General features: G+C 73.0%; 27 protein-coding genes. 8 read left to right on the plus strand and 19 right to left on the minus strand.

Features of this window, described 5'->3' with window-relative positions:
• Positions 1-67: 67 nt before the first annotated feature.
• The 4 genes from BN344_RS04250 to BN344_RS04265 all read right to left on the minus strand — a co-directional run bounded on the left by BN344_RS04250 (position 68) and on the right by BN344_RS04265 (position 2,336).
• Positions 68-301: a hypothetical protein gene (locus BN344_RS04250; RefSeq protein ID WP_040337099.1), complete on the minus strand. Its 234-nt coding sequence runs from the start codon at positions 299-301 to the stop codon at positions 68-70.
• Between the two features lie 147 nt (positions 302-448).
• Positions 449-1,399 (minus strand): PLP-dependent cysteine synthase family protein, encoded by a 951-nt coding sequence (locus tag BN344_RS04255; RefSeq protein ID WP_040337100.1) that lies wholly within the window; start codon positions 1,397-1,399, stop codon positions 449-451.
• Positions 1,400-1,441: 42 nt separating this feature from the next.
• Positions 1,442-1,720, minus strand: a complete 279-nt coding sequence (locus tag BN344_RS04260) for a MoaD/ThiS family protein (RefSeq protein ID WP_040337101.1) — start codon at positions 1,718-1,720, stop codon at positions 1,442-1,444.
• 130 nt (positions 1,721-1,850) lie between these two features.
• Entirely contained in the window at positions 1,851-2,336 is a 486-nt protein-coding gene (locus BN344_RS04265; protein ID WP_040337102.1) for a M67 family metallopeptidase, read from the minus strand.
• A 102-nt stretch (positions 2,337-2,438) separates the two neighbouring features.
• On the opposite strand from BN344_RS04265, the gene BN344_RS04270 reads away from it, so the two are divergent.
• Positions 2,439-2,792: a hypothetical protein gene (locus tag BN344_RS04270; RefSeq protein ID WP_040337103.1), complete on the plus strand. Its 354-nt coding sequence runs from the start codon at positions 2,439-2,441 to the stop codon at positions 2,790-2,792.
• Here the strand turns inward: BN344_RS04270 and BN344_RS04275 are convergent.
• Positions 2,731-3,234: a DUF2017 family protein gene (locus BN344_RS04275; protein ID WP_040337104.1), complete on the minus strand. Its 504-nt coding sequence runs from the start codon at positions 3,232-3,234 to the stop codon at positions 2,731-2,733. The genes BN344_RS04270 and BN344_RS04275 overlap by 62 nt on opposite strands.
• Positions 3,231-3,527 carry an ATP-dependent Clp protease adapter ClpS gene (gene clpS, locus BN344_RS04280; protein WP_040337105.1) on the minus strand — a complete coding sequence of 99 codons (297 nt, stop codon included), beginning with the start codon at positions 3,525-3,527 and terminating at the stop codon, positions 3,231-3,233. Before clpS ends, BN344_RS04275 begins: the two co-directional genes overlap by 4 nt.
• 59 nt (positions 3,528-3,586) lie before the next feature.
• Here clpS and BN344_RS04285 point away from each other — a divergent pair, with 59 nt between their 5' ends.
• The gene (locus BN344_RS04285; RefSeq protein ID WP_040337106.1) at positions 3,587-4,888 is read left to right on the plus strand and encodes a nicotinate phosphoribosyltransferase; all 1,302 of its coding nucleotides are present in this window, start codon (positions 3,587-3,589) and stop codon (positions 4,886-4,888) included.
• 72 nt (positions 4,889-4,960) lie between these two features.
• Positions 4,961-5,530 carry an isochorismatase family protein gene (locus tag BN344_RS04290; protein WP_040337107.1) on the plus strand — a complete coding sequence of 190 codons (570 nt, stop codon included), beginning with the start codon at positions 4,961-4,963 and terminating at the stop codon, positions 5,528-5,530.
• Between the two features lie 22 nt (positions 5,531-5,552).
• On the opposite strand, the gene serB is transcribed toward BN344_RS04290, so the two are convergent.
• The 6 genes from serB to BN344_RS19390 form a co-directional block, all read right to left on the minus strand.
• A complete protein-coding gene (gene serB, locus BN344_RS04295) occupies positions 5,553-6,800 on the minus strand; it encodes a phosphoserine phosphatase SerB (RefSeq protein ID WP_051515539.1) in 1,248 nt (415 codons plus the stop codon).
• 111 nt (positions 6,801-6,911) lie between these two features.
• Positions 6,912-8,669, minus strand: a complete 1,758-nt coding sequence (gene ctaD / locus BN344_RS04300) for an aa3-type cytochrome oxidase subunit I (protein WP_051515540.1) — start codon at positions 8,667-8,669, stop codon at positions 6,912-6,914.
• A 98-nt stretch (positions 8,670-8,767) separates the two neighbouring features.
• A complete protein-coding gene (locus BN344_RS04305) occupies positions 8,768-9,634 on the minus strand; it encodes a putative RNA methyltransferase (RefSeq protein ID WP_040337110.1) in 867 nt (288 codons plus the stop codon).
• Positions 9,631-10,140 (minus strand): metallophosphoesterase family protein, encoded by a 510-nt coding sequence (locus tag BN344_RS04310; RefSeq protein WP_040337111.1) that lies wholly within the window; start codon positions 10,138-10,140, stop codon positions 9,631-9,633. Before BN344_RS04310 ends, BN344_RS04305 begins: the two co-directional genes overlap by 4 nt.
• A 51-nt stretch (positions 10,141-10,191) precedes the next feature.
• The gene (locus tag BN344_RS04315) at positions 10,192-11,196 is read right to left on the minus strand and encodes a cytochrome c oxidase assembly protein (RefSeq protein ID WP_231486488.1); all 1,005 of its coding nucleotides are present in this window, start codon (positions 11,194-11,196) and stop codon (positions 10,192-10,194) included.
• A gap of 115 nt (positions 11,197-11,311) precedes the next feature.
• Positions 11,312-12,112 (minus strand): M23 family metallopeptidase, encoded by an 801-nt coding sequence (locus BN344_RS19390; RefSeq protein ID WP_231486489.1) that lies wholly within the window; start codon positions 12,110-12,112, stop codon positions 11,312-11,314.
• 304 nt (positions 12,113-12,416) lie between these two features.
• Between BN344_RS19390 and BN344_RS04325 the strand changes: the two genes are divergently transcribed.
• Both BN344_RS04325 and BN344_RS04330 read left to right on the plus strand, forming a co-directional pair.
• On the plus strand, positions 12,417-12,743 hold the full coding sequence (locus BN344_RS04325) for a hypothetical protein (RefSeq protein WP_155858742.1): 327 nt from the start codon (positions 12,417-12,419) through the stop codon (positions 12,741-12,743).
• A gap of 383 nt (positions 12,744-13,126) precedes the next feature.
• Positions 13,127-14,308, plus strand: a complete 1,182-nt coding sequence (locus BN344_RS04330; protein ID WP_040337113.1) for a zinc-dependent alcohol dehydrogenase — start codon at positions 13,127-13,129, stop codon at positions 14,306-14,308.
• 60 nt (positions 14,309-14,368) lie between these two features.
• On the opposite strand, the gene BN344_RS04335 is transcribed toward BN344_RS04330, so the two are convergent.
• Positions 14,369-14,971, minus strand: coding sequence for a TetR/AcrR family transcriptional regulator (locus tag BN344_RS04335; protein ID WP_051515541.1), 603 nt, complete (start codon positions 14,969-14,971; stop codon positions 14,369-14,371).
• A 2-nt stretch (positions 14,972-14,973) separates the two neighbouring features.
• Positions 14,974-16,290, minus strand: a complete 1,317-nt coding sequence (locus tag BN344_RS04340; protein WP_040337114.1) for a D-arabinono-1,4-lactone oxidase — start codon at positions 16,288-16,290, stop codon at positions 14,974-14,976.
• A 120-nt stretch (positions 16,291-16,410) separates the two neighbouring features.
• Between BN344_RS04340 and BN344_RS04345 the strand changes: the two genes are divergently transcribed.
• On the plus strand, positions 16,411-17,643 hold the full coding sequence (locus BN344_RS04345; RefSeq protein WP_040337115.1) for an amino acid deaminase/aldolase: 1,233 nt from the start codon (positions 16,411-16,413) through the stop codon (positions 17,641-17,643).
• A 174-nt stretch (positions 17,644-17,817) separates the two neighbouring features.
• Positions 17,818-18,651, plus strand: a complete 834-nt coding sequence (locus BN344_RS18885; RefSeq protein WP_051515542.1) for a DUF4190 domain-containing protein — start codon at positions 17,818-17,820, stop codon at positions 18,649-18,651.
• Between the two features lie 90 nt (positions 18,652-18,741).
• Here the strand turns inward: BN344_RS18885 and BN344_RS04355 are convergent, their stop codons facing one another.
• Together BN344_RS04355 and BN344_RS04360 are read right to left on the minus strand one after the other, a co-directional pair.
• Positions 18,742-20,373, minus strand: a complete 1,632-nt coding sequence (locus tag BN344_RS04355; protein ID WP_040337116.1) for an ABC-F family ATP-binding cassette domain-containing protein — start codon at positions 20,371-20,373, stop codon at positions 18,742-18,744.
• A gap of 46 nt (positions 20,374-20,419) precedes the next feature.
• On the minus strand, positions 20,420-20,656 hold the full coding sequence (locus BN344_RS04360; protein ID WP_040337117.1) for a three-helix bundle dimerization domain-containing protein: 237 nt from the start codon (positions 20,654-20,656) through the stop codon (positions 20,420-20,422).
• Between the two features lie 335 nt (positions 20,657-20,991).
• Between BN344_RS04360 and BN344_RS04365 the strand changes: the two genes are divergently transcribed.
• Complete coding sequence (locus tag BN344_RS04365; RefSeq protein WP_040337118.1) at positions 20,992-22,053, plus strand: winged helix DNA-binding domain-containing protein; 1,062 nt, start codon at positions 20,992-20,994, stop codon at positions 22,051-22,053.
• A 10-nt stretch (positions 22,054-22,063) separates the two neighbouring features.
• Here BN344_RS04365 and BN344_RS04370 read toward each other — a convergent pair whose 3' ends face one another.
• From BN344_RS04370 to BN344_RS04380, 3 genes are all read right to left on the minus strand, one after another.
• The gene (locus BN344_RS04370; protein ID WP_040337119.1) at positions 22,064-22,501 is read right to left on the minus strand and encodes a nitroreductase family deazaflavin-dependent oxidoreductase; all 438 of its coding nucleotides are present in this window, start codon (positions 22,499-22,501) and stop codon (positions 22,064-22,066) included.
• Positions 22,502-22,585: 84 nt separating this feature from the next.
• A complete protein-coding gene (locus BN344_RS04375; protein WP_040337120.1) occupies positions 22,586-23,818 on the minus strand; it encodes a glutathionylspermidine synthase family protein in 1,233 nt (410 codons plus the stop codon).
• A gap of 10 nt (positions 23,819-23,828) precedes the next feature.
• Positions 23,829-24,233 (minus strand): hypothetical protein, encoded by a 405-nt coding sequence (locus tag BN344_RS04380; protein WP_040337121.1) that lies wholly within the window; start codon positions 24,231-24,233, stop codon positions 23,829-23,831.
• Positions 24,234-24,347 lie beyond the last annotated feature (114 nt).

Genomic DNA, 24,347 nt, shown 5'->3' on the forward strand with positions numbered 1-24,347 from the left:
GTTGGACGTGGAAAGCCCCCTCCCGGTGGGGAGGGGGCTCTCGTGTGCGATGGACCGGCTGCGATCCTCAGCCGGACAACCTGCTGCGCAGCAGCGCCTTCCCCTGCTCTGCGCCCTTGCGACTGTCCGCCTGGGCCTTGCGGAAGAGATCCGCCGCCTCGGTGTCCCCGTCGCGCTCGGCGTCCTTGATGTAGGACTCCAGACGCAGCGCGTTGCTGAGGCAGGCCTCGGTGTACCAGAGAAGGTTGTAGTCCTTGTCCTTCGTGCCGGTGACGTCGCCGGTCTCGGTGGTGGCTGTCATCCGTTGCTCCCTCGTCTCGTGCGCACGGTCAGAGCCGGTGCACGGCACGACGTCGTCCCGCGCACCGTGACCAGTGCAGCGCACGGAGGTCCGGCACGCCAGGGCCTCCGGCGCGCGTCACGGCGGCCGGGGGGACGGCTCGAGGCCTCAGGCCCAGAGCTGGCCCTCCAGCGCGGAGGTCGCCTCCTCCAGCGAGCCGGCGTAGGCGCCGGTGGAGAGGTACTTCCAGCCGCCGTCGCAGACGATGAAGACGATGTCGGCCTTGCGACCGGCCGCCACCTCCTTGTCCGCGATGCCGAGGGCGGCGTGCAGGATCGCGCCGGTCGAGATGCCGGCGAAGATGCCTTCCCGCTCCACCAGCTGGCGGGTGCGGTGGATGGCGTCGTCCGGGCCCACGGAGAACCGCGAGTCCAGCAGCGAGGCGTCGTAGAGCTCGGGGATGAAGCCCTCGTCGATGTTCCGCAGGCCGTAGACGAGCTCGCCGTAGCGGGGCTCGGCGGCGATCACCTGCACGCCGGGCTTGTGCTCGCGGAAGTAGCGGGAGCAGCCCATGAGCGTCCCCGTCGTCCCCAGACCGGCGACGAAGTGGGTGATCGACGGAAGGTCGGCGAGGATCTCCGGGGCCGTGCCCTCGTAGTGCGCCTGGGCGTTGGCCGGGTTGCCGTACTGGTAGAGCATCACCCAGTCGTCGTGCTCGGCGGCGAGCTCCTTGGCCATGGCGACGGCCTGGTTGGAGCCGCCGGCCGCGGGCGACGAGATGATCTGCGCCCCGTACATCTCCAGCAGCTGCCGGCGCTCCACCGAGGTGTTCTCCGGCATCACGCAGATCAGCTTGTAGCCGCGCTGGCGGGCGACCATGGCCAGCGAGATGCCGGTGTTGCCGCTCGTCGGCTCGAGGATGGTCGAGCCGGGCTGCAGCAGCCCCTCCTTCTCGGCCGCCTCGATCATCTTGATCGCGGCGCGGTCCTTGATGGAGCCGGTCGGGTTGTGGTCCTCGAGCTTGGCCCACAGCCGGACGTCAGGAGTCGGCGACAGGTTCGGCAGCCCCACGAGGGGGGTGCCGCCGAGCGAGTCGACGAGGGAGGCGAAGCGGGCCATGGGAGCTCTTCCGGGAGGGGCGGGCGGGACGGGACGGCTGCGTCAGCAGCCGCCGGCGACCGCCGGGAGGATCGTCACCGAGTCGCCGTCCTTGACCTCGGTGTCCAGGGCGCCGGTGAAGCGCACGTCCTCGTCGTTGACGTAGACGTTGACGAAGCGGTGCAGCTTGCCCTCCTCGGTGACGAGGCGGTTCTTCAGGCCCGAGTGCTGCGCGTCGAGGTCGTCGATCAGCGCGGACAGGGTGGCGCCGCTGCCCTGCACGGTCTTGTTGCCGCCGGTGTGGGTGCGCAGGATGGTCGGGATCCGGACCTCGATGGCCATGGCGTGCGTTCTCCTCGGGAGTTCAAACGGGATCGGGGGACGCTGCGCAGCGCGCAGCGTCGTGGTGCGTCTAGCGGGCCCAACGCCCGGCCGTCGCGCGGGATTCCGCGGCGACGGGGAGGCCCGTCGTTCAGTCGTAGACGACGGTGGTCGGCGAGTGGCCGAAGAGGTAGGACTCGACGACCTCGACGTCCTCCTCGTGGATCTCGCCGTCGAGGATGCGGAAGCTGCGGAACTCGACCTCGTCGTCGACCAGGCCGGTCTGCTTCTCGTGGTGCCGGGTGGAGACCAGCACGTAGTGGGTGCGCGGGTCCGCGGCCGGGCCGGAGGCGTAGCCGACGTCGGTGCGCGACGGATAGGCCTCGGTGGCGGTGTGCGAGTGGTAGACGACGACCGGCCACTCGTCGCGGTCGTCCATCTCCCGGTACAGCCGCAGCAGGTCGGCGGAGTCGAACTCGTAGAACGTCGGCGAGCGCGCGGCGTTGAGCATCGGGATGAAGCGCTCGGGGCGCTCGGTGCCCTCGGGCCCGGCGACGACGCCACAGGCCTCGTCCGGGTGGTCCTCCCGGGCGTGGGCCACGATGGCGTCGTAGGTCGCGCGGTCGATGCGCAGCACGGGCCCAGTCTAGTAGAAGGACCCCGCGTCCCCCCGACCCTCACCAGCTCGGGCCGGGACCCTGACGCGGGGCCGGCCTCGCGACCGATACGGTCGGGCCTCGTGTGGGACGAAGCTCTGCTGATCGCCGGTGTCCTCCTGATCGCCCTGCCCGCACTGGTGCTCGGCGCCCGGGGGATGTTCCGGCACCGGGGCTACGTCACCGGCGACCCGAACGACCGCCTCTCCGTCGTCCTCCTGGTGACCATGCGCGCACTGGTCCTGCTGCTGGTGCTGGCGCTGTCCGCGATCACGCTGGTCTCGTGCGTCGGCGCCTGGATCAAGGACGTCGAGCTGCACGGGATGGTCTACGTCTTCTTCGTGCTCGACCTGCTGCTGGCGGCGCTCGTGCTGCTCACCTTCGGCCGGAGCGAGCGGCGACCAGCGCGTCGACGAGCGACCCCTGCAGGGCGGTGAGCCAGTAGTAGACGGCCAGCTGCTGGTCCTCCTCGTCGGCCACCTCCTCCGGCGGCTCGCTGTCCTCGGTGATGTCCAGACGGGTGCCGAGGGCCAGGCGGAGGTCGTTGCTCGTCCGCAGCCACGCGCCGGCCTGGTCGGGATCGAGGGTGACGTCGCCGCCACCGGCGGGCAGCGAGGCCCGCATCGTCGCGAGGTCGTCGGCCTTCGCGCTGCGCAGCGAGGACTCGGTCAGGTCGCGGTAGTCGGCCGCCATCGCCGGGTCCGAGCGGTGGCCGTCGGGGAAGAGGCGCCCCAGCACCGGGTCGGCGCCGACGTCGTCGGGGTCGGCCGTGAGCAGCTGCTCGAGCTGGTCCAGCAGCAGGCCGAGGATGCCGGCCTCGGCCGGCTCGAGGCCGGCGACCAGGCTCCCGCCCCCGCGGGCGGCGCGGAAGGGCCTCATGAGTCCCGCTGGTAGCTGGCCCAGAGCCCGTAGGCGTGCAGCCGGCTCGTGTCGTGCTCCATGCGCTCGCGCGGGCCCGAGCTCACGACGGCCTTCCCGTCATGGTGCACCTGCAGCATCAGCGTGGTCGCGGTCGGCTCGTCGTAGCCGAACAGCTCCTGCAGCACGAACGTCACGTACGTCATGAGGTTGACGGGGTCGTTCCAGACGATCGTGACCCACGGACGGTCGAGGTCGCCGTGTTCCTCTTCCGTCGTCTCGGGTGTCCGAGTCGGAGCGAGCGGTCCGGCCACGGGTCCACCTTAGGACGCCGAACTGCCCCCGTCCCGGCCCCCGCCTAGGCTTCCCGATCATGGCTGTGGACACCGGGCTCACTCCCCCACCGGCCCCCGCACTCTTCACCGACCGGTACGAGCTGACGATGGTCGCCGCGGCGCTCGCCGACGGCACCGCGGCCAGGGACTGCGTCTTCGAGGTCTTCGCGCGCCGCCTTCCGCACGGCCGCCGCTACGGCGTGCTCGCCGGCACCGGGCGCCTGCTGGAAGCACTGCCGTACTTCCGGTTCGGCGACGACGAGATCGCCGCCCTCCGGGAGCAGGGGCTCACCGACGCCCGGCTGCTCGACTGGCTGGCCGACTTCCGCTTCTCCGGCGACATCGACGGCTACGCCGAGGGCGACCTCTACTTCCCCGGCTCCCCCGTGCTCACGGTGCGGGCGCCGTTCGCCGAGGGCGTGCTCCTGGAGACCCTCGCGCTGTCGGTGCTCAACCACGACAGCGCGATCGCCTCCGCCGCGGCGCGGATGGTGTCCGCCGCCTGCGAGCGGCCCTGCATCGAGATGGGTTCGCGGCGCACCCACGAGGAGGCGGCGGTCGCCGCCGCCCGCGCCGCGCACCTGGTCGGTTTCGCCGCCACCTCCAACCTCGAGGCCGGACGGCGCTACGGAGTGCCGACGACGGGCACCAGCGCGCACGCCTTCACCCTGCTGCACGACGACGAGCGCTCCGCGTTCCGGGCGCAGGTGGACGCGCTCGGCGTCGACACGACGTTGCTGGTGGACACCTACGACGTCGACCAGGGCATCCGCAACGCCGTCGAGATCGCCGGGCCCGGACTCGGCGGCATCCGCCTGGACTCCGGTGACCTGCCCACCCTGGCCGCGCACGCCCGCGAGCTGCTCGACTCGCTCGGCGCCACGGGGACCCGCATCACCGTGACCAGCGACCTGGACGAGTACGCGATCGCGGGTCTCATGGCCGCCCCGGTCGACGGCTACGGCGTCGGCACCTCGCTGGTCACCGGCTCCGGGGCGCCCACGGTCGGCATGGTCTACAAGCTGGTCGAGCGCGACGGGGTCCCGGTGGCGAAGAAGAGCGAGGGCAAGCTCTCCGTGGGTGGCCGCAAGTCCGCCGTCCGCCGGCACGACGGCGACGGCATCGCCACCGCCGAGCTGGTCACCGCCGCACCCGTCTCCCCCCGGGACGGAGACCGCGACCTGCTCGTCCCCCTGGTCCGGGGCGGAGAGCTCTGCGAGCCGCTCGCCCCCGCCGAGGCGCTGGGCCGGGCCAAGGCCCACCACGAGAAGGCCCGCGCTGCTCTGCCGCCGGAGGCGTTCGCGCTGTCCCGCGGCGAGCCCGTGCTCGACACCGTGTAAGAGGACCCCGTCCTCCCCACCACTCGCAAGCTCGCGGCGGTGCCCTGGACGGGGCCGGAAAGGACTCAAGAGATGACCCGCGCCCTGATCGTCGTCGACGTGCAGAACGACTTCTGCGAGGGCGGCAGCCTGGCCGTCGCGGGTGGCGCCGCGGTGGCCGCGGCGATCACCGAGCACATGGCGGCCGGCGGCTACGACCACGTCGTCGCCACGCGGGACCACCACATCGACCCGGGGACGCACTTCTCCGAGACGCCGGACTTCGTCGACACCTGGCCGCGGCACTGCGTCGTCGGCACCGACGGGGTGGAGCTGCACCCCGCGCTGGACCGCGCACCCATCGAGGCCCTGTTCGACAAGGGTGAGTACGCCGCCGCCTACTCGGGCTTCGAGGGCTCCGCCGCCGGCGTGGGCCTGGCGGACTGGCTGCGGGAGCGGGAGGTGGACGCCGTCGACGTCGTCGGCATCGCCACCGACCACTGCGTGCGGGCCACGGCTCTCGACGCGGTCGCGAACGGACTGAGCACCCGGGTGCTGCTGCACCTCACCGCCGGCGTCTCGGAGGCGACCACCGAGGCAGCCCTCGACCAGCTGCGCACCGCCGGCGTCGCGCTGGAGGGCACAGTCCACCGCCCCTCCTAGGGACCTCCGGTGCAGGAAGTCCCTAGGAGGCGTCGAGGACCTCGTCGCGGGTGAAGCCCAGCACCTGGAGCACCGCGTCGAGGTAGGGCTGGTTGAGCGCCGTGTGCGCCTGCTCGCGGACGAACGGCTTGGCGTTGAAGGCGATGCCGAGACCCGCGGTGTTGAGCATGTCCAGGTCGTTCGCCCCGTCGCCCACGGCCACGGTCTGGTCCAGCGGGATGCCGTACTGCGCGGCGAACCGGGCCAGGGCGCGCGCCTTCCCCGGCCGGTCGACGATCTCGCCCACCAGCCCGCCGGTCAGCCTGCCGTCGATCACCTCGAGGGTGTTCGCCGCCGCGAAGTCCAGCCCCAGGCTCTCCGCCAGCGGGTCGGTGATCTGGGTGAACCCGCCGCTGACGATGCCGCAGCGGAAGCCGAGCCGCTGCAGGGTGCGGATGAGCGTGCGCGCACCCGGGGTGAGCACGAGCGCCTCGCGCACCTCGTCGAGCACCTCCGCCGGCAGACCGGCCAGGACCGCGACCCGCTTGCGCAGCGACTCGGCGAAGTCCAGCTCCCCGTTCATGGCGGCGGCGGTGATCCGGGCGACCTCGGCCGCCCGGCCGGCCCGGGCGGCCAGTTCGTCGATGACCTCGCCGCGCACCAGGGTGGAGTCGACGTCGAGCACGATCAGCCGCTTGCTGCGCCGGGCCAGCCCGACCTGCTCCACGGCGATGTCCGTGCCCGTGGTGGCGGCCACCGACGCCAGGGCGGTCCGCAGCGCCGTGGCCTCGGCGCCGGAGACGGTCAGCTCGAAGCTGGTCACCGGGTAGTCGGAGAGCCGGCGGATGGCATCGATGTTCCCGCCGACGGCGGCGATGCTGCGCGCGGCGCCGGCGACGGCCTCGGGCGCCACCGGGCGGCCCAGCAGGATGACGTGGTGCGGCCGGCCGGCCGGGACCGCCACCGGTCCCGCGGTGGCCGCCTCGACGTCGACTCGCACGCCGACGTCGGCGGAGACATCGGCCGCGAGCCGCCCCAGGTGCTGCAGCAGCGCTCGCTCGTCGACCGCGTCCTCCCCGGCCAGCGCGCCGACGACGACCCCCAGCACGAGCTGGCCGTGCACCACGACCTGCTCGACGTCGAGCACCTCGACGGCGGGCGCGCCCCCGGCCAGCGCGGTGAACAGTCGCGCGGTGACCCCGGGTCGGTCGGCACCGCTCACGGTCAGCAGCGCTCGGGCGGAGACGGCCTCGGGGACCTCGGGCACTCGGGGGGTGGGGTCCAGCGGCACCCCGTCATGGTGCCGTACGCCTCCGGTCGAACCCGAGAGGCCCAGAACCATGACGGTCCTGGGCCTCTCGGGTTCAGCGTTGCGGCCCCGTCACGAGGACGGGGGTCCTGCTCAGGTGGGGTCGGGGTCGTTCGGTCCCTGACGGGGTCCGGTGCCCGGCACCAGCTCGCTCACGCCGCCGTAGGGCTCGTGACGCTTGCCGGCGTGCGCCTCGCTCTGCAGCCGCTCGACCAGGTGCGGGTAGTGCGCCTCGAACGCGGGGCGCTCCGACCGGATCCGCGGGATCTCGACGAAGTTGTGCCGGGGCGGCGGGGACGACGTCGCCCACTCCAGCGAGTTGCCGTGGCCCCACGGGTCGTCGCGCAGGGCCAGCTTCCCGTACTTCCACGACCGGACCACGTTGTAGATGAACGGGATGATCGAGGCACCCAGCACGAAGCTGAAGATCGTCGAGATCATGTTCAGCGTCGTGAACGCGTCGGTGGGCAGGTAGTCCACGTAGCGGCGCGGCATGCCCTCGTTGCCCAGCCAGTGCTGGATGAGGAAGGTGCCGTGGAAGCCGATGAAGGTCAGCCAGAACTGCAGCTTGCCCAGCCGCTCGTCCATCATCCGGCCGCACATCTTCGGGAACCAGAAGTAGATGCCGGCGTAGGCGGCGAACACCACGGTGCCGAAGACGACGTAGTGGAAGTGGGCCACGACGAAGTAGGAGTCGTGGACGTGGAAGTCCAGCGGCGGGCTGGCCAGCAGCACGCCGGTGAGACCACCGAGCAGGAAGGTGACCATGAAGCCGATGGAGAAGAGCATCGGCGTCTCGAAGGTCATCTGACCCCGCCACATGGTGCCGATCCAGTTGAAGAACTTCAGCCCGGTCGGCACGGCGATCAGGTAGGTCAGGAAGGCGAAGAACGGCAGCAGCACCGCGCCGGTGGCGTACATGTGATGCGCCCACACGGCCAGGGACAGGAAGCCGATGGCCAGGGTCGCGCCGACCATGCCCTTGTAGCCGAACAGCGGCTTGCGGGCGAAGACCGGGATGATCTCGGTGACGATGCCGAAGAACGGCAGCGCGATGATGTAGACCTCGGGGTGGCCGAAGAACCAGAACAGGTGCTGCCACAGCATCGGCCCGCCGTTCTCGGCCGAGTAGATCAGCGAGCCCAGGTTCCGGTCGGCCAGCAGACCGAACAGCGCGGCGGTCAGGATCGGGAAGGCCAGCAGGATCAGGATGCTCGTCACCAGGGCGTTCCAGGTGAAGATCGGCATCCGGAACATCGTCATGCCCGGCGCGCGCAGGCAGACGATCGTGGCGATGAAGTTGACCGCACCCAGGATCGTGCCCAGGCCGCTGACCGCCAGGCCGCTGATCCACAGGTTCCCGCCGACACCGGGGGTGTGGACGGAGTTGGACAGCGGGGTGTAGGCCGTCCAGCCGAAGTCCGGTGCCCCACCGGGGGTGGCGAAGCTGGAGACCACGATCAGCGAACCGAGGAGGAACAGCCAGAACGACAGCGCGTTCAGTCGCGGGAACGCCACGTCGGGCGCGCCGATCTGCAGCGGCAGCACCAGGTTCGCGAACGCGAAGAACAGCGGCGTCGCGAACATCAGCAGCATCAGCGTGCCGTGCATCGTGAACAGCTGGTTGTACTGCTCCGGCGACAGGAACTGCAGCCCCGGACGTCCCAGCTCCGCACGCATGAGCATGGCCATCAGGCCGCCCAGCACGAAGAAGACGAACGAGGTCGTCATGTACATCAGACCGATGGTCTTGTGGTCGGTGGTCCGCAGCAGGTTCGACAGCCGCGAGCCCTTCTCGACCACATGAGCCGGGCTCGGCCGACTCACGATGGGCGCCGGTGCAATCGTCACGCATCGCAGCTTAGACGGGCGCTCCGCCGTCCCCGCCGCGGGACGGGGGTGGCGCGTCGCACGTCCGCCTCCCGGCCCCGTCGATCCGCGCGGGCGCCTCAGCCGGCGCGCCGGTAAGTGGCCACGTGGACGGCGACGGTGACGCCGACGGGCTCGGTCAGGGCACCGAGGCGGGTGGCCAGGTCGTCCCGCGACAGGTGCCGCGCGTGCGGCCCCATGCCCACCAGAGTCGCCACGGCGGCACGGTCCAGCCGCAGCCGCTCCTGCCTGCTCGTCGTCGACTCCGGCACGAGGTGCGGCTCGAGCGAGGCGGCCAGCCGGGCGCGCTTGTCGGGATCGACCGTCAGCAGTCCCAGCGGGCCGACGAGCTCGCCGAGATGGTCCGGGGCCGGCGTGACCACCACCAGCCGTCCGGCCGGGTGGAGCACGCGGGCGATCTCGGCTCCGTTCCGGGGCGCGAAGACGACCAGCGCCCGGTCGACGGCGCCGTCCCGGACGGGCAGCCGGGCCCAGGTGTCCGCGACGACCGCCATCGCGCGGGGATGCGCCCGGGCCGCCCGTCGGGCGGCGTACGGCGAGGAGTCGAGCACCACGCCCACCGCGCCGGGGGCGAGCGCCAGGACCGCGGCGAGGTGCTGGCCGGTGCCGCCCCCGAGGTCCAGCAGGACCTCCGGTGGCGCTCCGTCGCCCTGCAGCACCGCGTCGGCGAGGGCGGCGCTCACACCGGCGTAGTGGCCCGCGGCGAGGAAGGCCATCCGGTCGGCCACCATCTCCGCCGAGTCGCCCGAGGGGGGACGGTGACCCGGCGGCAGGAGCGTCACGTGCCCCTGGCGGGCCCGGTCGAAGGAGTGGCCGGCCGGGCAGCGCAACACGGCCGCGTCCGCGGCCGACGCCAGCGGCCCGCCGCAGACCGGGCAGGCGAGCGCCGCGACCGCGGCGCCCGGGAGCGGGGGGCGGGCGCTCACGACCGCGGCGGCACCGGGTGGAACACGACGTCGCGGAGCCGCCCGGCGTCGGCGACCGCCGTGACGAACGTGCCGTGCGGCTGCCGCCGTCGGTCGGTCGGCGAGCCGGGGTTGAGCAGCCGCAGCCCGGTGGGGGCCGTCGTGTCCCAGGGGATGTGACTGTGCCCGAACACCAGGACGTCGGTGCCGGGGAACCGCGCCGCGCAGCGCTCCTCGCGCCCCTTGGCGTCGCCGGTCTCGTGGACGACGGCGACGCGCAGTCCGTCGATCTCGACCCGGGCGATCTCGGGCAACCGCTCGCGCAGCGCCCCGTGGTCGTTGTTGCCGTACACCGCGACCAGCCGCCGGCAGCGCTGCTCGAAGAGGTCCAGCAGTGCCACGTCGACCCAGTCCCCCGCGTGCACCACGAGGTCGGCCGCCTCGATCCGGCTCCACAGGGACTGCGGCAGATCACGCGCCCGCTTGGGGACGTGCGTGTCCGAGGTGACCACCAGGGAGACCGGCACGACGACATGGTCGCAGGCCGCTGCGGTGCTCCCGCGGCCGGCGACCCGCGGCTACCGCTCGGCCAGGGCGCGCAGGCGGGCGTTGTACGCGTTGAGCTCGGCGTCGCCGTCGCGGTCCGCGGCCCGGTCGAGCGCACGCGCCTGCCGCTCGTCCGATCCCATCCACGAGACCAGGACGACGATCAGCACGATCACCGTCGGGAGTTCGCCGAAGGCCCAGGCGATGCCACCCGCGACGGTCTGGTCGCCCACCGGGTCGACGCCCCAGGCGGCCGGGGGGTCGGCGAAGCTGTCCACGAGCAGCGAGCTGGCGATCATCACCGCGACGCCGAAGAAGGCGTGGAACGGCACGGGGATGACCAGTTCCAGGATGCGCATCGGGTGGCTGTGCGTGTTGGGCCACGGATCCAGGGCGATGATCGGCCCGAAGAACAGCAGCCCGGTCACGAGGAAGTGGGCCAGCATGAACTGGTGCCCCGCGGGGTTGCTCATCAGCGCGTCGAAGATCGGGGTGAAGTAGATCCCGTACAGGCTGGCGATGAACAGCGGCACGGTGAAGCCCGGGGCGGCCAGGAACCTGGTGAAGCGGCTGTGCAGGAAGTTCAGCAGCAGCGCCCGGGGCGCGGCGGCGGCGCCCTGCCCGCGGGGCAGCGTGCGCAGCGCGAGGGTCACCGGTGCCCCGAGCAGCAGCAGGATCGGCGAGATCATCGCCAGCACCATGTGCTGGACCATGTGCAGGCTGAACAGCACCATGCTGTAGCCGTTGAGCCAGGTGCCGGTCACCGCGAAGACCGACAGCGTCCCCGTGATCCAGGCGGCGGTCCGCCACCACTGCCAGCGCACGCCGGTCCGGCGCAGCCGGACGACGGCGAGCAGGTAGAGGACGAGGCCGACGATGCTCAGGACGGCGAGCACCGACCACGGCTCCAGGTGCGGGAGGAACACCCGCCCCCAGGTGGGCGGCTCGTCCGGCACCCACATGCCCGAGTGGTGCCCGTGTTCGTGCCCGTCGCCCACCGACGCCTCCCGCTCCACCACCGCTCTGCCGGGATCCACTGTCCCACCTCGTGAGGCGTGGAGGCGCCCCCGGTACAGGGCTCACAGCTGCCCGACGAACGACGCCCCCGGCCGGATCCGTCCGGCCAGGGGCGTCGAGGTTCGTGCGTCGCCGTCAGATCTGGACGCCGCGCTCCCGCAGCCACGGCAGCGGGTCGACCTTGGTGCCGTTGAGGCCGCCCTTGTGGACCTCGAAGTGCAGGTGCGGCCCGGTCGACTGACCGCGGTTGCCCAGCAGCGCGATGATGTCGCCGGCGCGGACAACCTGGCCGGCCTCGACCAGGATCTCGTCCATGTGGCCGTAGGCGGTCACGTCGCCGTTGTCGTGCTGGATGTAGACGACGAGCCCGAAGCCGCTGGCCGGCCCGGCCTCGAGGACGACGCCGTCCATCACCGCGTACTCGGGGGTGCGCATGGGGGCCGCGAGGTCGATCCCGGAGTGCATGGTGCCCCAGCGGGGGCCGAAGCCACTGGTGAGCCGCGCGCCGTCGACGGGGCTGACGGCCTTGGGCCGGGCCGCCTCCATGGCAGCGACCAGGGCGACGTGGTCGGCGGCAGCCTGGGCGTCGGCAGCCGCCGTCTGCGCGGCGTCGCGCTGGTTGCGGCTGACCACGAGCTCCTGGAGGACCCGGGTGGACTCGGGATCGGACAGGGCGCTGGTCCGCTCGCCCTCGATGCCCAGCTGCTCCGCGACGCTGACCGAGTGGCTCATCGAGGCGGTCTCGGCATGCGCCGGCGGATCGGTGTCGATCATCGTGCCCATGCTCAGCGCGCCGATGAGGCCGGCGGCGAGGTAGAAGGCGGGGCGGCGGCGCTCGGCCGGGAGCCGCCGCACGGCGAGCCACGGGCGGCGCGCGCCGGGAAGACCGGGGACGACCTCCGCCGGGTCGGTCTGGAGCGCCACCTGGCCGGTCACGACGGCCGCCGTATCGACGACGGCGGGGGCGTCGACGACGGGCAGGTCGACGACGGGGGCGTCCGCAGCAGCGCTCGCGGCCGGACGCGGGCGCGGAGTCGGCCGCGGACGGGCCGGAGCAGCGGGCGCGGCCGGAGCCACCTCCGCCTGCGCGGGCCGAGCCTTGGTGGGCTTCGCGGCGGGGGACGCGGCCGCCTTGCGAGCAGCCGGCGCCTTGGCAGCCGCCGCCTTCGCAGCGGCGGGTTCGGTGGCAACGGTCTTGGCAGCCGGCTTGGCGGCGGCGGGCTTGGGAGCAGCGGCCTTCTTGGCAGCGGCGGCCTTCGCCGCGGTCGTGGCCTTCGCCGCGGCCGTCCGCGCCGAGGCGGCTCCGACGGTGGCCGCCTTCGCGGCAGCCGTCCGTGCGGTCGCGGCCCTGCCCGCGGCGTTCTTCGCCGCGCCGGACCCGGCGGCAGCCTTCGCCCTGGCGGCCAGCGAGCCCGCGGCGGTCACGGCCTTGCCTGCGGACCGCTTCGACGTCGAGGCGGCCGACCGGCCGGTGCCGCCGGAAGTGGTCCCGTTCGCCGACGCCGTCCCCTGGCGCTGCGACGGGACCTTCGAGGTGATCGTCCCGTCGGCCTTGCCGGCCCGGTGACGTCCGGTGCCGCGGGCCCGAACGGGGGTCTCAGGAGTCGCCGTGGTGGCGATCTGCTGACCCTCGTCGACGGGACGAGCGTGGTGGAGCGAACTCATGCACCTTGACTTCCGTAGGGGGCATTGCCGTGCTCCCGGGGAGAGGAGCGGGACCCATGTAAACACGCCGTGATCGGTTCGTGATCTGCGTCCCGGGGTACTGACCAGCAGTTCTGTGGTCTGAGCCACTGAAAACCAGCTGTGTGGTTCCGCGCCGTGTGACTACTAAGTCACGAAGCGTGAGGGGCGCGCCCAATCTGGTTGAAAGTGGCGCGACACAGCTCACGGCAGGGCAGAAGACCCTTTTCAAGGCCCATCACCGCCCTATCGAGGGAGAGAAACCGCATGCGCGCAGTGACCTGGCACGGCCGGGGCGACCTCCGGGTGGAGACGGTCCCGGACCCGACGATCCAGGACCCCACGGACGTCATCGTCGAGATCACCTCGAGCGGCATCTGCGGCTCGGACCTCCACCTGATCGAGGTCATGGCGCCGTTCATGACCGTCGGCGACGTCATGGGTCACGAGCCGATGGGCATCGTCCGGGAGGTCGGCGCCGACGTGACCGCCGTCAAGGCGGGCGACCGCGTCGTCGTCCCGTTCAACATCTCGTGCAACACCTGCTGGATGTGCTCGCAGGGGCTGAACTCCCAGTGCGAGACCACGCAGAACCGCGAGCAGGGCTTCGGCGCCTCCCTCTTCGGCTACACGAAGCTCTACGGGCAGGTCCCCGGCGGGCAGGCCGAGTACCTCCGGGTGCCGTTCGGCAACACCCTGCCGATCAAGGTCCCCGACGCCCCGCTCGACGACCGCTTCGTCTACCTCTCCGACGTGCTCCCCACGGCCTGGCAGGCGGTCCAGTACGCGGGCATCCCTCAGGGCGGCAGCGTGCTCGTCCTGGGGCTGGGGCCCATCGGTGACATGTGCACCCGCATCGCCAAGCACCTCGGCGCCGGCCAGGTCATCGCCTCCGACGTCGTCCCCGAGCGGCTCGCGCGCGCCCGGCGCAACGGCATCACCGTCATCGACACCACGAAGCAGGCCGACGTGGTGGCCCAGGTGCGCGACCTGACCGACGGCCGGGGGCCCGACGCGGTCATCGACGCCGTGGGCATGGAGGCGCACGGGTCGCCGCTGGCCTCGTTCGCGCAGAAGGCGACGGCCATCGTCCCCGACGCGATCATGGAGAAGGTCATGCAGGTGGCGGGCATCGACCGGATGGCCGCACTCAACACCGCCATCGAGGCGGTCCGCCGCGGCGGCACCATCTCCCTGTCCGGGGTCTACGGCGGCGCCACCGACCCGATGCCGCTCATGCGCATGTTCGACAAGCAGATCCAGCTGCGCATGGGTCAGGCGAACGTGTGGCGCTGGGTGCCCGACATCCTGCCGCTGCTGCTCGAGGGCGACCCGCTCGGCGTGGACGACTTCGCCACGCACCGCGTGCCGCTCGAGCAGGCTCCCGAGGCCTACGCCAACTTCCGGGAGAAGAAGGACGGCGCCGTCAAGGTGCTGATCCAGCCCTGATCGGCCCTCCGGGGGCGGGTGGCCCACCCGGCCCCGGAGCCGACCTGTCGGCCGCGCGGCTCAGGCCGGCTGCGCGGCGTGCCGCGCCACGAACAGCTCGACCGCCGCGTCGAGCACCGCGCGGGTGGCCGCGGTGTCCCGATCGACGAGCCAGGTCGTCGTGGCGCCGTCGACGAGGGTGACCAGCAGCCGGGCGAGCTCGGGTACCGGCCGGTCCCACTGCCGGCCGGTGAGCTCGGCGGCGGTCTCCAGCAACCGGGACGCCGCCTCGGTGTAGGCGCGGTACTGCGCGCGGGCCAGCGGTCGCAGCTCCGCGTCGCGCAGCGCGTGCAGGGTGAGCTCGAGCATGAGCTGCTCCTGGCCGGGATCGCCCTCCAGGTGGGCGAGGTAGCCGGCCGCCGCCTGCCGCAGGCAGCCGACCAGCCCGTCCTCGGGGCGCAGATCCGTCGTCGCGGCGGCGAACTCCCGGCCGACGACCCGTCGCACCAGTTCGCGGAGCAGCTCGTCACGACCGCTGAAGGCGTAGTGGAAGCTCGCCAGCGACATGTCTGCCTCGGCGACGATCGCCCGCGTCGTCCCGGCCGCGAGCCCGTCGCGCACCATCACCCGCAGCGCCGCCTCCACCAGCGCCGCGCGGCGTTCCTCCACCGCGAGCCGGGCCACCGTCAGCAGCCCACCGGACCCAGGACCCGGTCCAGGTGCGCGTTGCCGAGCACTCCGGCCGGGTCCAGCCGCGCCCGCACCGCGGTGAACTCGTCGAACCGCGGGTAGCGGGTCCGGAGCGTCGCGGCGTCCAGCCCGTGCAGCTTTCCCCAGTGCGGCCGGCCGCCGACGTCTCCGGCCATGGACTCCAGAGCGGCGAACCACGCCCCGGGGTCCGTGCGCGCGGGCACGTGCGCGGCGATGTAGGCGGTCTCGCGGCCGGAGGCGGTGGACAGCGGGATGTCGTCGGCGGCGGCGACCCGGACCTCGACCGGGAAGGCGGCGCGGAACTCCCCTGCCTTGGCGATCCGGTGCAGCTCGGTGAGGATCGCGGGGGCCTCGGCGCGCGGGACTGCGTACTCCATCTCCAGGAAGCGCACCCGGCGCCGGCTGACGAAGACGCGGTGCGAGGCGTCGGTCCAGGTGCGCGGGCCCAGCCCGCCCGACGCGAAGGCGGCCAGCCGCGGGATCGCCGCGGGCCTCCGGCGCCCCGCGGCGACGATCCCGGCGAAGACCGCGTTGGACAGCACCTCGTCCTCCCAGACCCCGCGCCAGCGCGGGAGGGGGGTCAGCCCCTCGGACAACGGCACGCGGGTGTTGCGCTTGGCCAGGCACCGGCTGGTGTGCGGGAACCAGTAGAACTCCACGTGGTCGGTCGAGGTCATGAACTCCTCGAACCCGTCGAGCAGCTCGCCGAGGCGGGCCGGGCCCTCCTCCGCCCGCAGCGCGAAGGCGGGCTCGGCCTGCAGGGTCACGGTGTCGATCACGCCGAGGGCGCCCAGCCCGATGCGGGCGGCGGCGAAGACCTCCGGGTTCTCCTCCGCCGAACAGCGCAGCAGCGAGCCGTCGGGGAGCACCAGCGCCAGGGCCCGCAGCTGGGTGGCCAGGCCGCCGAATCGCGCACCGGTGCCGTGGGTGCCGGTGGACAGGGCGCCGGACACGGTCTGCCGGTCGATGTCGCCGAGGTTGGTCAGCGACCACCCCCGTGCGGCCAGCTCGGCGTTGAGCCGGTGCAGGGGCATGCCCGACTGCACGGTGACCAGACCGGAGTCGTCGATCCCGACGAGCCGGTCGTGCCGGTCGAGCACCACCTGCACGTCGTCCGGCCGGCCGATGGCGGTGAACGAGTGCCCCGAGCCGATGGGGCGCACCCGGCGTCCGCCCTCGGCGGCCCGGACGAGGGCGGCCGCGATCTCGTCGGCGTCCGCCGGATGGACGACGTCGACGCCCGCGACCCGCTGGTTGCCCGCCCAGTTCCGCCAGCTGCTGGTGCCCGTCACGGGTCCTCCTGTCCCCGGACCGCTCGCCGGCCCGGACGCAGGCAGCCTGTCGGCCGGCGGAGACCCGGTCAAGCGTCTGGGACGGTTGACCCACTCGGGCCGCGCCACCATGCTGCCGCCATGACCTCCGGACCGTCGTCCCCGTCCGCGACCGACGCGCGGCGGGACCGGCTCGACCGCGCGACGGCGCACCTCGACCCACCGCTGGCGGTGCTCGACCTCGACGCGCTCGACGCCAATGCCGACGACCTGCTCCGCCGCGCCGCGGGCACGCCGATCCGCGTGGCCAGCAAGTCGGTGCGCAGCCGCGCGGTGCTGCGCCGGGTGCTGGCCCGCCCGGGCTTCGCGGGCGTGCTGGCCTACAGCCTGGCCGAGGCGCTGTGGCTGACCGGCGGCGACGGCCCGGTGACCGACGACGCCGTCGTCGGCTACCCCTCGGTGGACCGCGCGGCGCTGCGGGCACTGGCCGGCGACGAGTCGGCGGCCGCCCGGGTGACCCTGATGATCGACTCCCCGGAACAGCTCGACCTGGTCGACGCCGTGGTGCCGCCGGGCCGCCGGACGGCGCTGCGCGTCTGCCTCGACGTCGACGCCTCCCTGCGCGTGGCCGGCGGACGGGTGCACGTCGGGGTGCGCCGCTCCCCCGTCCACTCGGCCGCCGACGCCGCAGCGCTGGCACGGACCGTCGTGGCGCGGCCCGGCTTCGACCTGGTCGGCGTCATGGCCTACGAGGCGCAGATCGCCGGAGTGCCGGACGCGCCGGCCGGCCGGCCGCTGCGCGGGCTGGCGGTGCGGCGGATGCAGTCGTTCTCGGGACGGGAGCTGGCCGCCCGGCGGGCCGAGGTGGTGGCGGCGGTGCGAGCGGTCGCGCCGCTGGAGTTCGTCAACGGCGGCGGGACCGGGAGCGTCGACCGCACCCGCGTCGAGGAGGCGGTCACGGAGGTGGCGGCGGGGTCGGGCCTCTACTCCCCCGTGCTGTTCGACGGGTACCGCTCCTTCGCCGCACGGCCGGCGACCTTCTTCGCCGTCCCGGTGACCCGGGTGCCGGCGCCCGGGCTGGTCACCGTGGCGGGCGGGGGCTGGGTCGCGTCGGGCCCGCCCGGCGTCGACCGGCTGCCGGAGCCCACCTACCCGGCCGGGCTGCGCCGGCTCCCGGCGGAAGGCGCCGGCGAGGTGCAGACACCGCTGCGCGGTCCCGGCACCGCCGGTCTGGGGGCCGGCGATCGCGTGTGGTTCCGACACGCGAAGGCCGGCGAGGTGTGCGAGCACGTCGACGTCCTGCACGCGCTGGACGGCGACGTGCTGGTGGCCGCGCTGCCCACCTACCGCGGCGAGCGCAAGGCCTTCGGCTGACCCGGTCCCGAGCCGGAACGGAGCAGCGGGACGCAGGAGGCGGCGAGGGCTCCGGGGACACCTGGGACGAGGGGATGCCGCACCGTGTCCGTGCGGGCGTGTCGATCGGATCGAGACGTCGTGCCTCGCGCTTACGGTCCCGCCTCGTACCAGTACCCGTGACGAGGAGTCCCGTTGTCCCAGCCCCCGCAGGCGCCGTACCAGCACTACGCCCCGCCGCCGCAGTTCCCCCAGCCCACGAAGGGGGCCGGCCTGGCCATCGCGTCGATGGTGCTGGGCATCATCGCGCTGCTCCTGAGCTGGGTCCCGATCATCAACACCCTCGCGGCCGTGCTCGCCCTCGTGGGCCTGGGCCTCGGCATCCCGGCACTCCTTCGCGCGCGCAAGGGCACCCACCAGGGATTCGGCATGGCCATCGCCGGGATCGTGACGTCGGTCCTCGCCTTCGCCATCGTGCTCGCGACGCAGGCGTTCTACACCGAGGTCATCGACGAGGTCGAGCGCGAACTGAACCGTCAGACCAGCGACTCTGCTCCGGGCAGCTCCGGCAACGACGAGGAGTCCGCGAGCGCCGAGAGCGAGGGGTCCGACGAGGTCGTGCCGCTCGGGACGCCGGCGCAGGTCGGGGATTACGAGGTGATCGTGGACTCCGTGCTGCTGGACGCCGACGACGTCGTGACCTCGGCCAACCAGTTCAACGACGCACCGACCGGCCAGTACGTCCTCGCGCAGCTGACCGTCGTCTACAACGGCACGGACGAAGGCATGCCCGGGATGGACCTGACCGCGATCTTCCACGGTTCCGACTCCCGCCAGTACAGCGATTCGGAATGCTCCGCGGTCACGCCCGACGACGCCATGAACGCGCCCACGCTGAACCCGGGCGGGTCGGACACCTTCGAGTTCTGCATGGACGTGGCTCCCGAGGCTGTGGCCGGTGGACGGCTCTCGATCGAGCCCACGTTCAGCTGGGACTCCGACGAGCGGGTCTTCTACGCGATCGGCTGATCCCGCCCGGTCCGGTCGATCATCGGCGGATGGCTCTGCCCTCGGCGTGGAGGGCAGCCGTCCGCCGATGATCGACGGCAGCGAGGCTGATCAGCGGGCGCGGGCGACGCGGGTCTCGTCGAACACCGGCTCGGCCGACTCGTAGACCCGCCCGTCCGCGCCGAACACGAGGAAGCGGTCGAAGGAGCGGGCGAACCACCGGTCGTGGGTGACCGCCAGGACCGTGCCGTCGAACGCCGCGAGCGCCTCCTCGAGCGCCTCGGCCGACAGCACGTCGAGGTTGTCGGTGGGCTCGTCGAGCAGCAGCAACGTGGCCCCGGACAGCTCCAGCATGAGGATCTGGAACCGGGCCTGCTGACCACCGGACATGGTGCGGAACGGCTGGTCGCCCGCGCCGGCGAGCCCGTAGCGCCGCAGGGCGGCCATGGCCCGGCCGCGGTCGACGCCCGGTCGTCCCGGCTCGCCGTGCCACAGCAGGTCGACCGGCGTGCGGTCCTGCCACTCCGGGTGCGCGTGGGTCTGCGCGAAGAACCCGGGGACGACGCGCGCCCCGAGCCGCCACTCGCCGGTGTGCGCAACGGACTCACCGGTCAGCAACCGCAGGAAGTGCGACTTGCCGGCGCCGTTGGCACCGAGCACCCCCACCCGGTCGCCGTACCAGACCTCGAGGTCGAAGGGCTGCATGAGCCCGGTGAGCTCCAGCTGCTCGGCCATGACCGCGCGGACGCCGGTGCGCCCACCGCGCAGCCGCATCGCGACCTTCTGCTCCGGTGGCCGGTCCGGTGGCGGGCCGGCGGCCTCGAACTTGGCCAGCCGGGTCTGCATCGCGTGGTACCGGTTGGCCATGTCGGGCGAGTTCGCCGCCTGCTGCTGCATCGTGCGCACGAGGTCGACCAGCCGTTGGTGCTCCTCGTCCCAGCGCCGCCGCAGCTCGGCCAGCCGCTCGTGCCGCGCCGTCCGGGCCTCGTGGTAGCTGGCGAAGCCGCCGCCGTGCACCCACGCCGTCCCGCCCTCGACGGTGACCACGCGGTCCGCGACCCGTGCCAGCAGCTCGCGGTCGTGGCTGACGAACAGCACCGTCTTGCGGGTCTCGAGCAACCGCTCCTCCAGCCAGCGCTTGCCCGGGACGTCGAGGTAGTTGTCCGGCTCGTCGAGCAGCAGCACCTGGTCGGGGCCGCGCAGCAGCGCCTCGAGCGCCAGCCGCTTCTGCTCCCCGCCGGAGAGGGTGGACAGCTCGCGGTACTTGCACCCGTCGTAGGGGACGCCGAGCGCGGCGACCGTCACGGTGTCCCACGTGACCTCCGCGTCGTAGCCGCCGGCGTCGCCCCACGCGGAGAGCGCGTCGGCGTAGGCCATCTGCGCGGTCTCGTCGTCGGTCTCCATCAGCCGGAGCTCGGCCGCCTCGAGGGCGTCCCAGGCCAGACGCACGGCCGGGGGCGAGAGGTCGACGAGCAGACGCTGGACGGTCGTGTCGTCGCGGACCGACCCGATGAACTGGCGCATCACGCCGAGCCCGCCGGTCCGGGCGATCGCGCCGGCCTCGGGCGCGAGGTCGCCGGCGATGATCCGCAGCAGCGTCGTCTTGCCCGCGCCGTTCTCGCCGACCAGCGCGGCACGCGCGCCCTCGCCGACGCGGAAGGAGACCTCGTCGAGCAGCACCCGCCCGTCGGACAGGGTGTGCCGCACGCCGCTCACGTCGACCGAACCCGCTCCGCTGCCCACCCGGCCATCCTCCCGGGCCGGGCAACCGGATTCCCGAGCCGCCCCGTCAGCTGACGTGCATCGCCAGCCGGTAGCGCGCCAGCCGCTCGACCAGCTCCGGCATCGCGCCGACCGGCGAGCCACCGAGGTCGCGCCGGCTCTCCCTGACGACCCGCACGACCAGCTGTGGCCGCACCCGCCCGGCGTACTCGCCGCGCAACCGGCGGACGGCCTGCTCGACCGCGGGGTCGCAGGGCAGCTCGGTCGAGTCGTCGGGAGTGCTGGACGGGACGGTCAGGGTCATCGACGGTCCTCCGCTGGGGGATACGCCGGTCTGCTCCGGCGGTCCCACCACCGTGCCGGGGGCCCGATCCCGGCGCCAGGGACCTAGGTCACGCTGTCCCGGAGCCGCCTGCAGTCGGGGCCGCGGTGCTCACCCCAGGGCGATCGACAGCACCGTCGCGCCGGCCGTCAGCAGCATGGCGACGACGATGACCGCGGCCACCATGCGCCTGCGCCGGTCCGCCTTCGAACGCCGTATTCCTGTCACGTGCGGAACGCTACCGCCGTGCCGGCCCGGTGACAGCGGTCGGGCGGCAGAGGCTCGAAATCGTCGGAGCCCGGTGCCACGGTGGAACGGTGACGACGGGATCCGAGGTCGGGCTGCTGCGACTGGTCGCCCAGCGGCTGGCCGGTGCTCGCGCCGCCACCCCACTCGAGGCGGTGCGCCGGCTGACCGCCGTCCAGGGCCAGGACTACCCCGGCACGCTCACCTCGGTGGCGCTGCGCACCTCCTCCCGGTCGCGGGAGGAGGTGATCGCCGCCCTGGACGGCGGTGAGGTCGTCCGCTCCTGGCCCATGCGCGGCACCCTCCACCTCACCGCCGCCGAGGACCTGCCCTGGATGCTCGACCTGCTGGGGGTCCGCGCCCTGGCCGGGGTGGCGAAGCGCCGGGCCGCGCTGGAGCTCACCGAGCTCGACACGGCCCGCGCCTGCGAGGCCGCGGTCTCCGCCCTCTCCGGGGGTCGGCGGTTGTCCCGGGCCGGCCTGCTCGCCGCGATCGAGGGCGGTGGCGTGGCCGTCACCGGTCAGCGCGGCTACCACCTGCTGTGGTTCGCGGCGCAGACGGGCCACATCTGCCTGGGCCCGACGGCCGACGGGGAGCAGCAGTTCGTGCTGCTCTCCGAGTGGGTCCCCCGCCCCCGGCGCCTGGAGCGCGAGGAGGCGCTGGGCGAGCTCGCCGCCCGCTTCCTCGCCGGTCACGGTCCGGCGACCGTGCACGACCTCGCACGCTGGTCGGGGCTCCCCGTGCGCGACGCCCGGGCGGGGCTGGCCACGGCACGCCCGCGGCTGGAGTCGCTGACCGTCGAGGGCACCGAGCACTTCCTCGACCCCGCCGTGCCCGAGCTCCTGACCATCTGCCGGACCGAGGCGCGCGGCACCTTCCTCCTGCCGGGCTTCGACGAGTTCGTGCTCGGCTACGGCGACCGCGCAGCGGTGCTCGACCCCGCCTTCGCCGACCACATCGTGCCGGGGAAGAACGGCGTGTTCCGCTCCACCGTCGTCGTCGACGGCCGGATCGTGGGCACCTGGCGGTACGAAGGGAGAGGTGCTCGCCGTGCCGCCGTCGGCACGCCCTTCCGCCCGGAGGACGCCGCCCTGCTCGCCGACGTCCCGGAGCTCGCCGCCGCCCTGCCGTGAGGGTGGGCCGTCAGCGGCGCTCGACCAGGAAGATCGGGATCCGGCGCTCGGTCTTCTGCTGGTAGTCGGCGTAGTTGGGGAACGCAGCCACCGCCCGTTCCCACCACTCCTCGCGCTCGGGGCCGTCCAGCTCGCGCGCCACACCGTCCCACGGCTCGGGGCCGTCCTGGACGGTGACCTGGTCGGGGTGGGCGCGCAGGTTGTGCACCCACGCCGGATCGGTGGGCTTCCCGCCCTGCGAGCCGACCATGAGGTAGGCACCGTCGTGCTCAACCCGCATGAGCGGCTGCTTGCGCACCTTGCCGGTCTTCGCGCCGCGGGTGCTGAAGACGACCACGGGGCGGCCGACGATCGTGTCGCCCTCCCGGCCGCCGGTGCGCTCGTAGAGCTCCACCTGGTCGCGGACCCATTTCTGCGTACTCGGCTCGTACTCACCTTGCAGCGGCATGGATCCGAACCTAGAGGAAGGACCTCGCCCTTCTCACGCCAAGCTCCGCACGGCGCGAGCCTCGGGGCGAGGCCGTTCCATCACTCATCGCGGAGCCGCGAAGTCGATCGTGTGCGGCACGAAGAAGCTGAGGTTGTCGGTGATCAGCCCGTCGCTCTCGCGGATGCCCAGGCCGGCCGGCTCGCCGTCGACCACCCATGCGCCGAGCACCGGGAAATGGGATCCGTCCACCCCGGCGAAGTCCGGCAGCGGCGCCAACTCCTGGACGACGAACCCCTCGGTGCCGTACCGCCCGGGCAGCTGTGTGGTCACCTCACCGTCCCGCACGATCGCCACGTTGGCACCCTCCCGGCCCCACAGCGGTTTGCGCACGTAGGTGCGCCAGGTCGAGGGCATCTCGTCGGCGAAGTACGCCGGCAGCAGGTACTGCCCCAGGACGGGGTCGGTGCCGAACAGCTGCCACAGCACCGGCAACAGCGCCTTCGTGCTCCACAGCATCTTGTAGGCGGGCTCGACCCACGTGGTGCCGCCGGGGCGCATCCCGTCGGCGAGGACGGCGGAGCCGAACTCGTCCTCGATCAGCCACTCCCAGGGGTAGAGCTTGAAGACGACGTCGAGGTGGCGGCCCTGCGGGTCGTAGAACCGGCCGTCGCCGGAGTCCAGCACGATGTCCTCGACGACGAGTTCGATCGCCTCGTACCCGGCCTGCACCACGGTGTCCATCAGGTAGGCGACCGTCATCCGGTCCTCACCCGAGGTCTCCTCGCTGGTCCACGCCAGGTGGACCCGCGGCCGGACGCCGGTGCGCCGCTCCCACTTCGTGAGGTTGCGCCGCCAGGCCGCGACGAGCGTGTCGTGCAGGGCGTTCCACTGGTCGCGGCCCTGCCCGGTGAACAGGTGCCAGTTCCACTGGGTGACGGCGGACTCGACCAGGCCGGTCGGGGTGTCGGCGTTGAACTCCAGCAGCTTGGGCGGGCCCTCGCCGTCGTACCGCAGGTCGAAGCGGCCGTAGATGCTCGGCGGCTCCTCCGCCCATGTCCGGCGGACCTGCGGGCGGGCCATCGGCGGGATGCGCAGCCGGTCGAACAGGTCGTTGTCGACGACGTGGTCGCCGGCGGCGACGCACATCTGGAACAGCTGGGAGACCGCGCCCTCCAGCTCGACGATCTCGGCCATCGAGAAGTCGTAGAAGGGCCCCTCGCGCCAGTAGCTGCGCACCTCCCCACCGGGCAGGTGCGTGCGGTTGTAGACCAGGCCCTGGGCCTCGACCTCGGCCTCCCAACCCGGCCGGACGATCCCGCTCTCGATCCTTCGCACGGAGCGCGGTTCAGCTCCCCGCGCCGGAACCGGCCTTGTTGCCGATCCCGCTGCCGATGCCGCCGCTGACCCGCTGCCCGGCGCTCACCTTGCCGGTGGGGGGCAGGCCGGCGCGCTGCCGGGCGGTGCTGTCGCCCGGGTCGATGCGGGTGCCGCCCGACGGCAGCACGGTGCCGACGGGGAGGCCGGGACGGAAGCCACCCAGGTAGAGGAAGAAGAGGCCACCGCCGAGCCCGCCGCCGCGGTCGTCGTCGCACAGGTCGTCGTCGACGATCTCGCCGTTCTCGTCGGTGCAGTAGGCGACCTGCTCCTCGTCGTCCTCGGCACCCACGGCGCAGCCGGCGAGGAAGCCGGTGGCGGCGGTGGCGAGCACGGTCGTGGTGAGGGCGGCGCGGACCCGGTTGGAGACCACCATGACCAGTTCCTCCGTCCTCCGGTGTCGCCCCGACAGTAGGTCCTCCGCCACGGCTCGTCCTCCGAGGCCGCCCGGACTCCCGGGTCGCGGACCACCCGGCCCCGATGGCACCGT

The sequence above is a fragment of the Candidatus Blastococcus massiliensis AP3 genome (assembly GCF_000582785.1).
Classification (GTDB): Bacteria; Actinomycetota; Actinomycetes; order Mycobacteriales; family Geodermatophilaceae; genus Blastococcus; species Blastococcus massiliensis.

Excerpts from the sequence above, each read along its gene's own strand:
- BN344_RS04360 (WP_040337117.1), bottom strand. The coding sequence starts at position 20,656 with ATGACCCTGACCGTCCCGTCCAGCACTCCCGACGACTCGACCGAGCTG.
- BN344_RS04250 (WP_040337099.1), bottom strand. The coding sequence starts at position 301 with ATGACAGCCACCACCGAGACCGGCGACGTCACCGGCACGAAGGACAAG.
- BN344_RS04380 (WP_040337121.1), bottom strand. The coding sequence starts at position 24,233 with ATGGTGGTCTCCAACCGGGTCCGCGCCGCCCTCACCACGACCGTGCTC.
- BN344_RS04275 (WP_040337104.1), bottom strand. The coding sequence starts at position 3,234 with ATGAGGCCCTTCCGCGCCGCCCGCGGGGGCGGGAGCCTGGTCGCCGGC.
- BN344_RS04345 (WP_040337115.1), top strand. The coding sequence starts at position 16,411 with ATGACCTCCGGACCGTCGTCCCCGTCCGCGACCGACGCGCGGCGGGAC.
- BN344_RS04370 (WP_040337119.1), bottom strand. The coding sequence starts at position 22,501 with ATGCCGCTGCAAGGTGAGTACGAGCCGAGTACGCAGAAATGGGTCCGC.
- BN344_RS04260 (WP_040337101.1), bottom strand. The coding sequence starts at position 1,720 with ATGGCCATCGAGGTCCGGATCCCGACCATCCTGCGCACCCACACCGGC.
- BN344_RS04285 (WP_040337106.1), top strand. The coding sequence starts at position 3,587 with ATGGCTGTGGACACCGGGCTCACTCCCCCACCGGCCCCCGCACTCTTC.
- BN344_RS04290 (WP_040337107.1), top strand. The coding sequence starts at position 4,961 with ATGACCCGCGCCCTGATCGTCGTCGACGTGCAGAACGACTTCTGCGAG.
- BN344_RS04330 (WP_040337113.1), top strand. The coding sequence starts at position 13,127 with ATGCGCGCAGTGACCTGGCACGGCCGGGGCGACCTCCGGGTGGAGACG.
- BN344_RS04255 (WP_040337100.1), bottom strand. The coding sequence starts at position 1,399 with ATGGCCCGCTTCGCCTCCCTCGTCGACTCGCTCGGCGGCACCCCCCTC.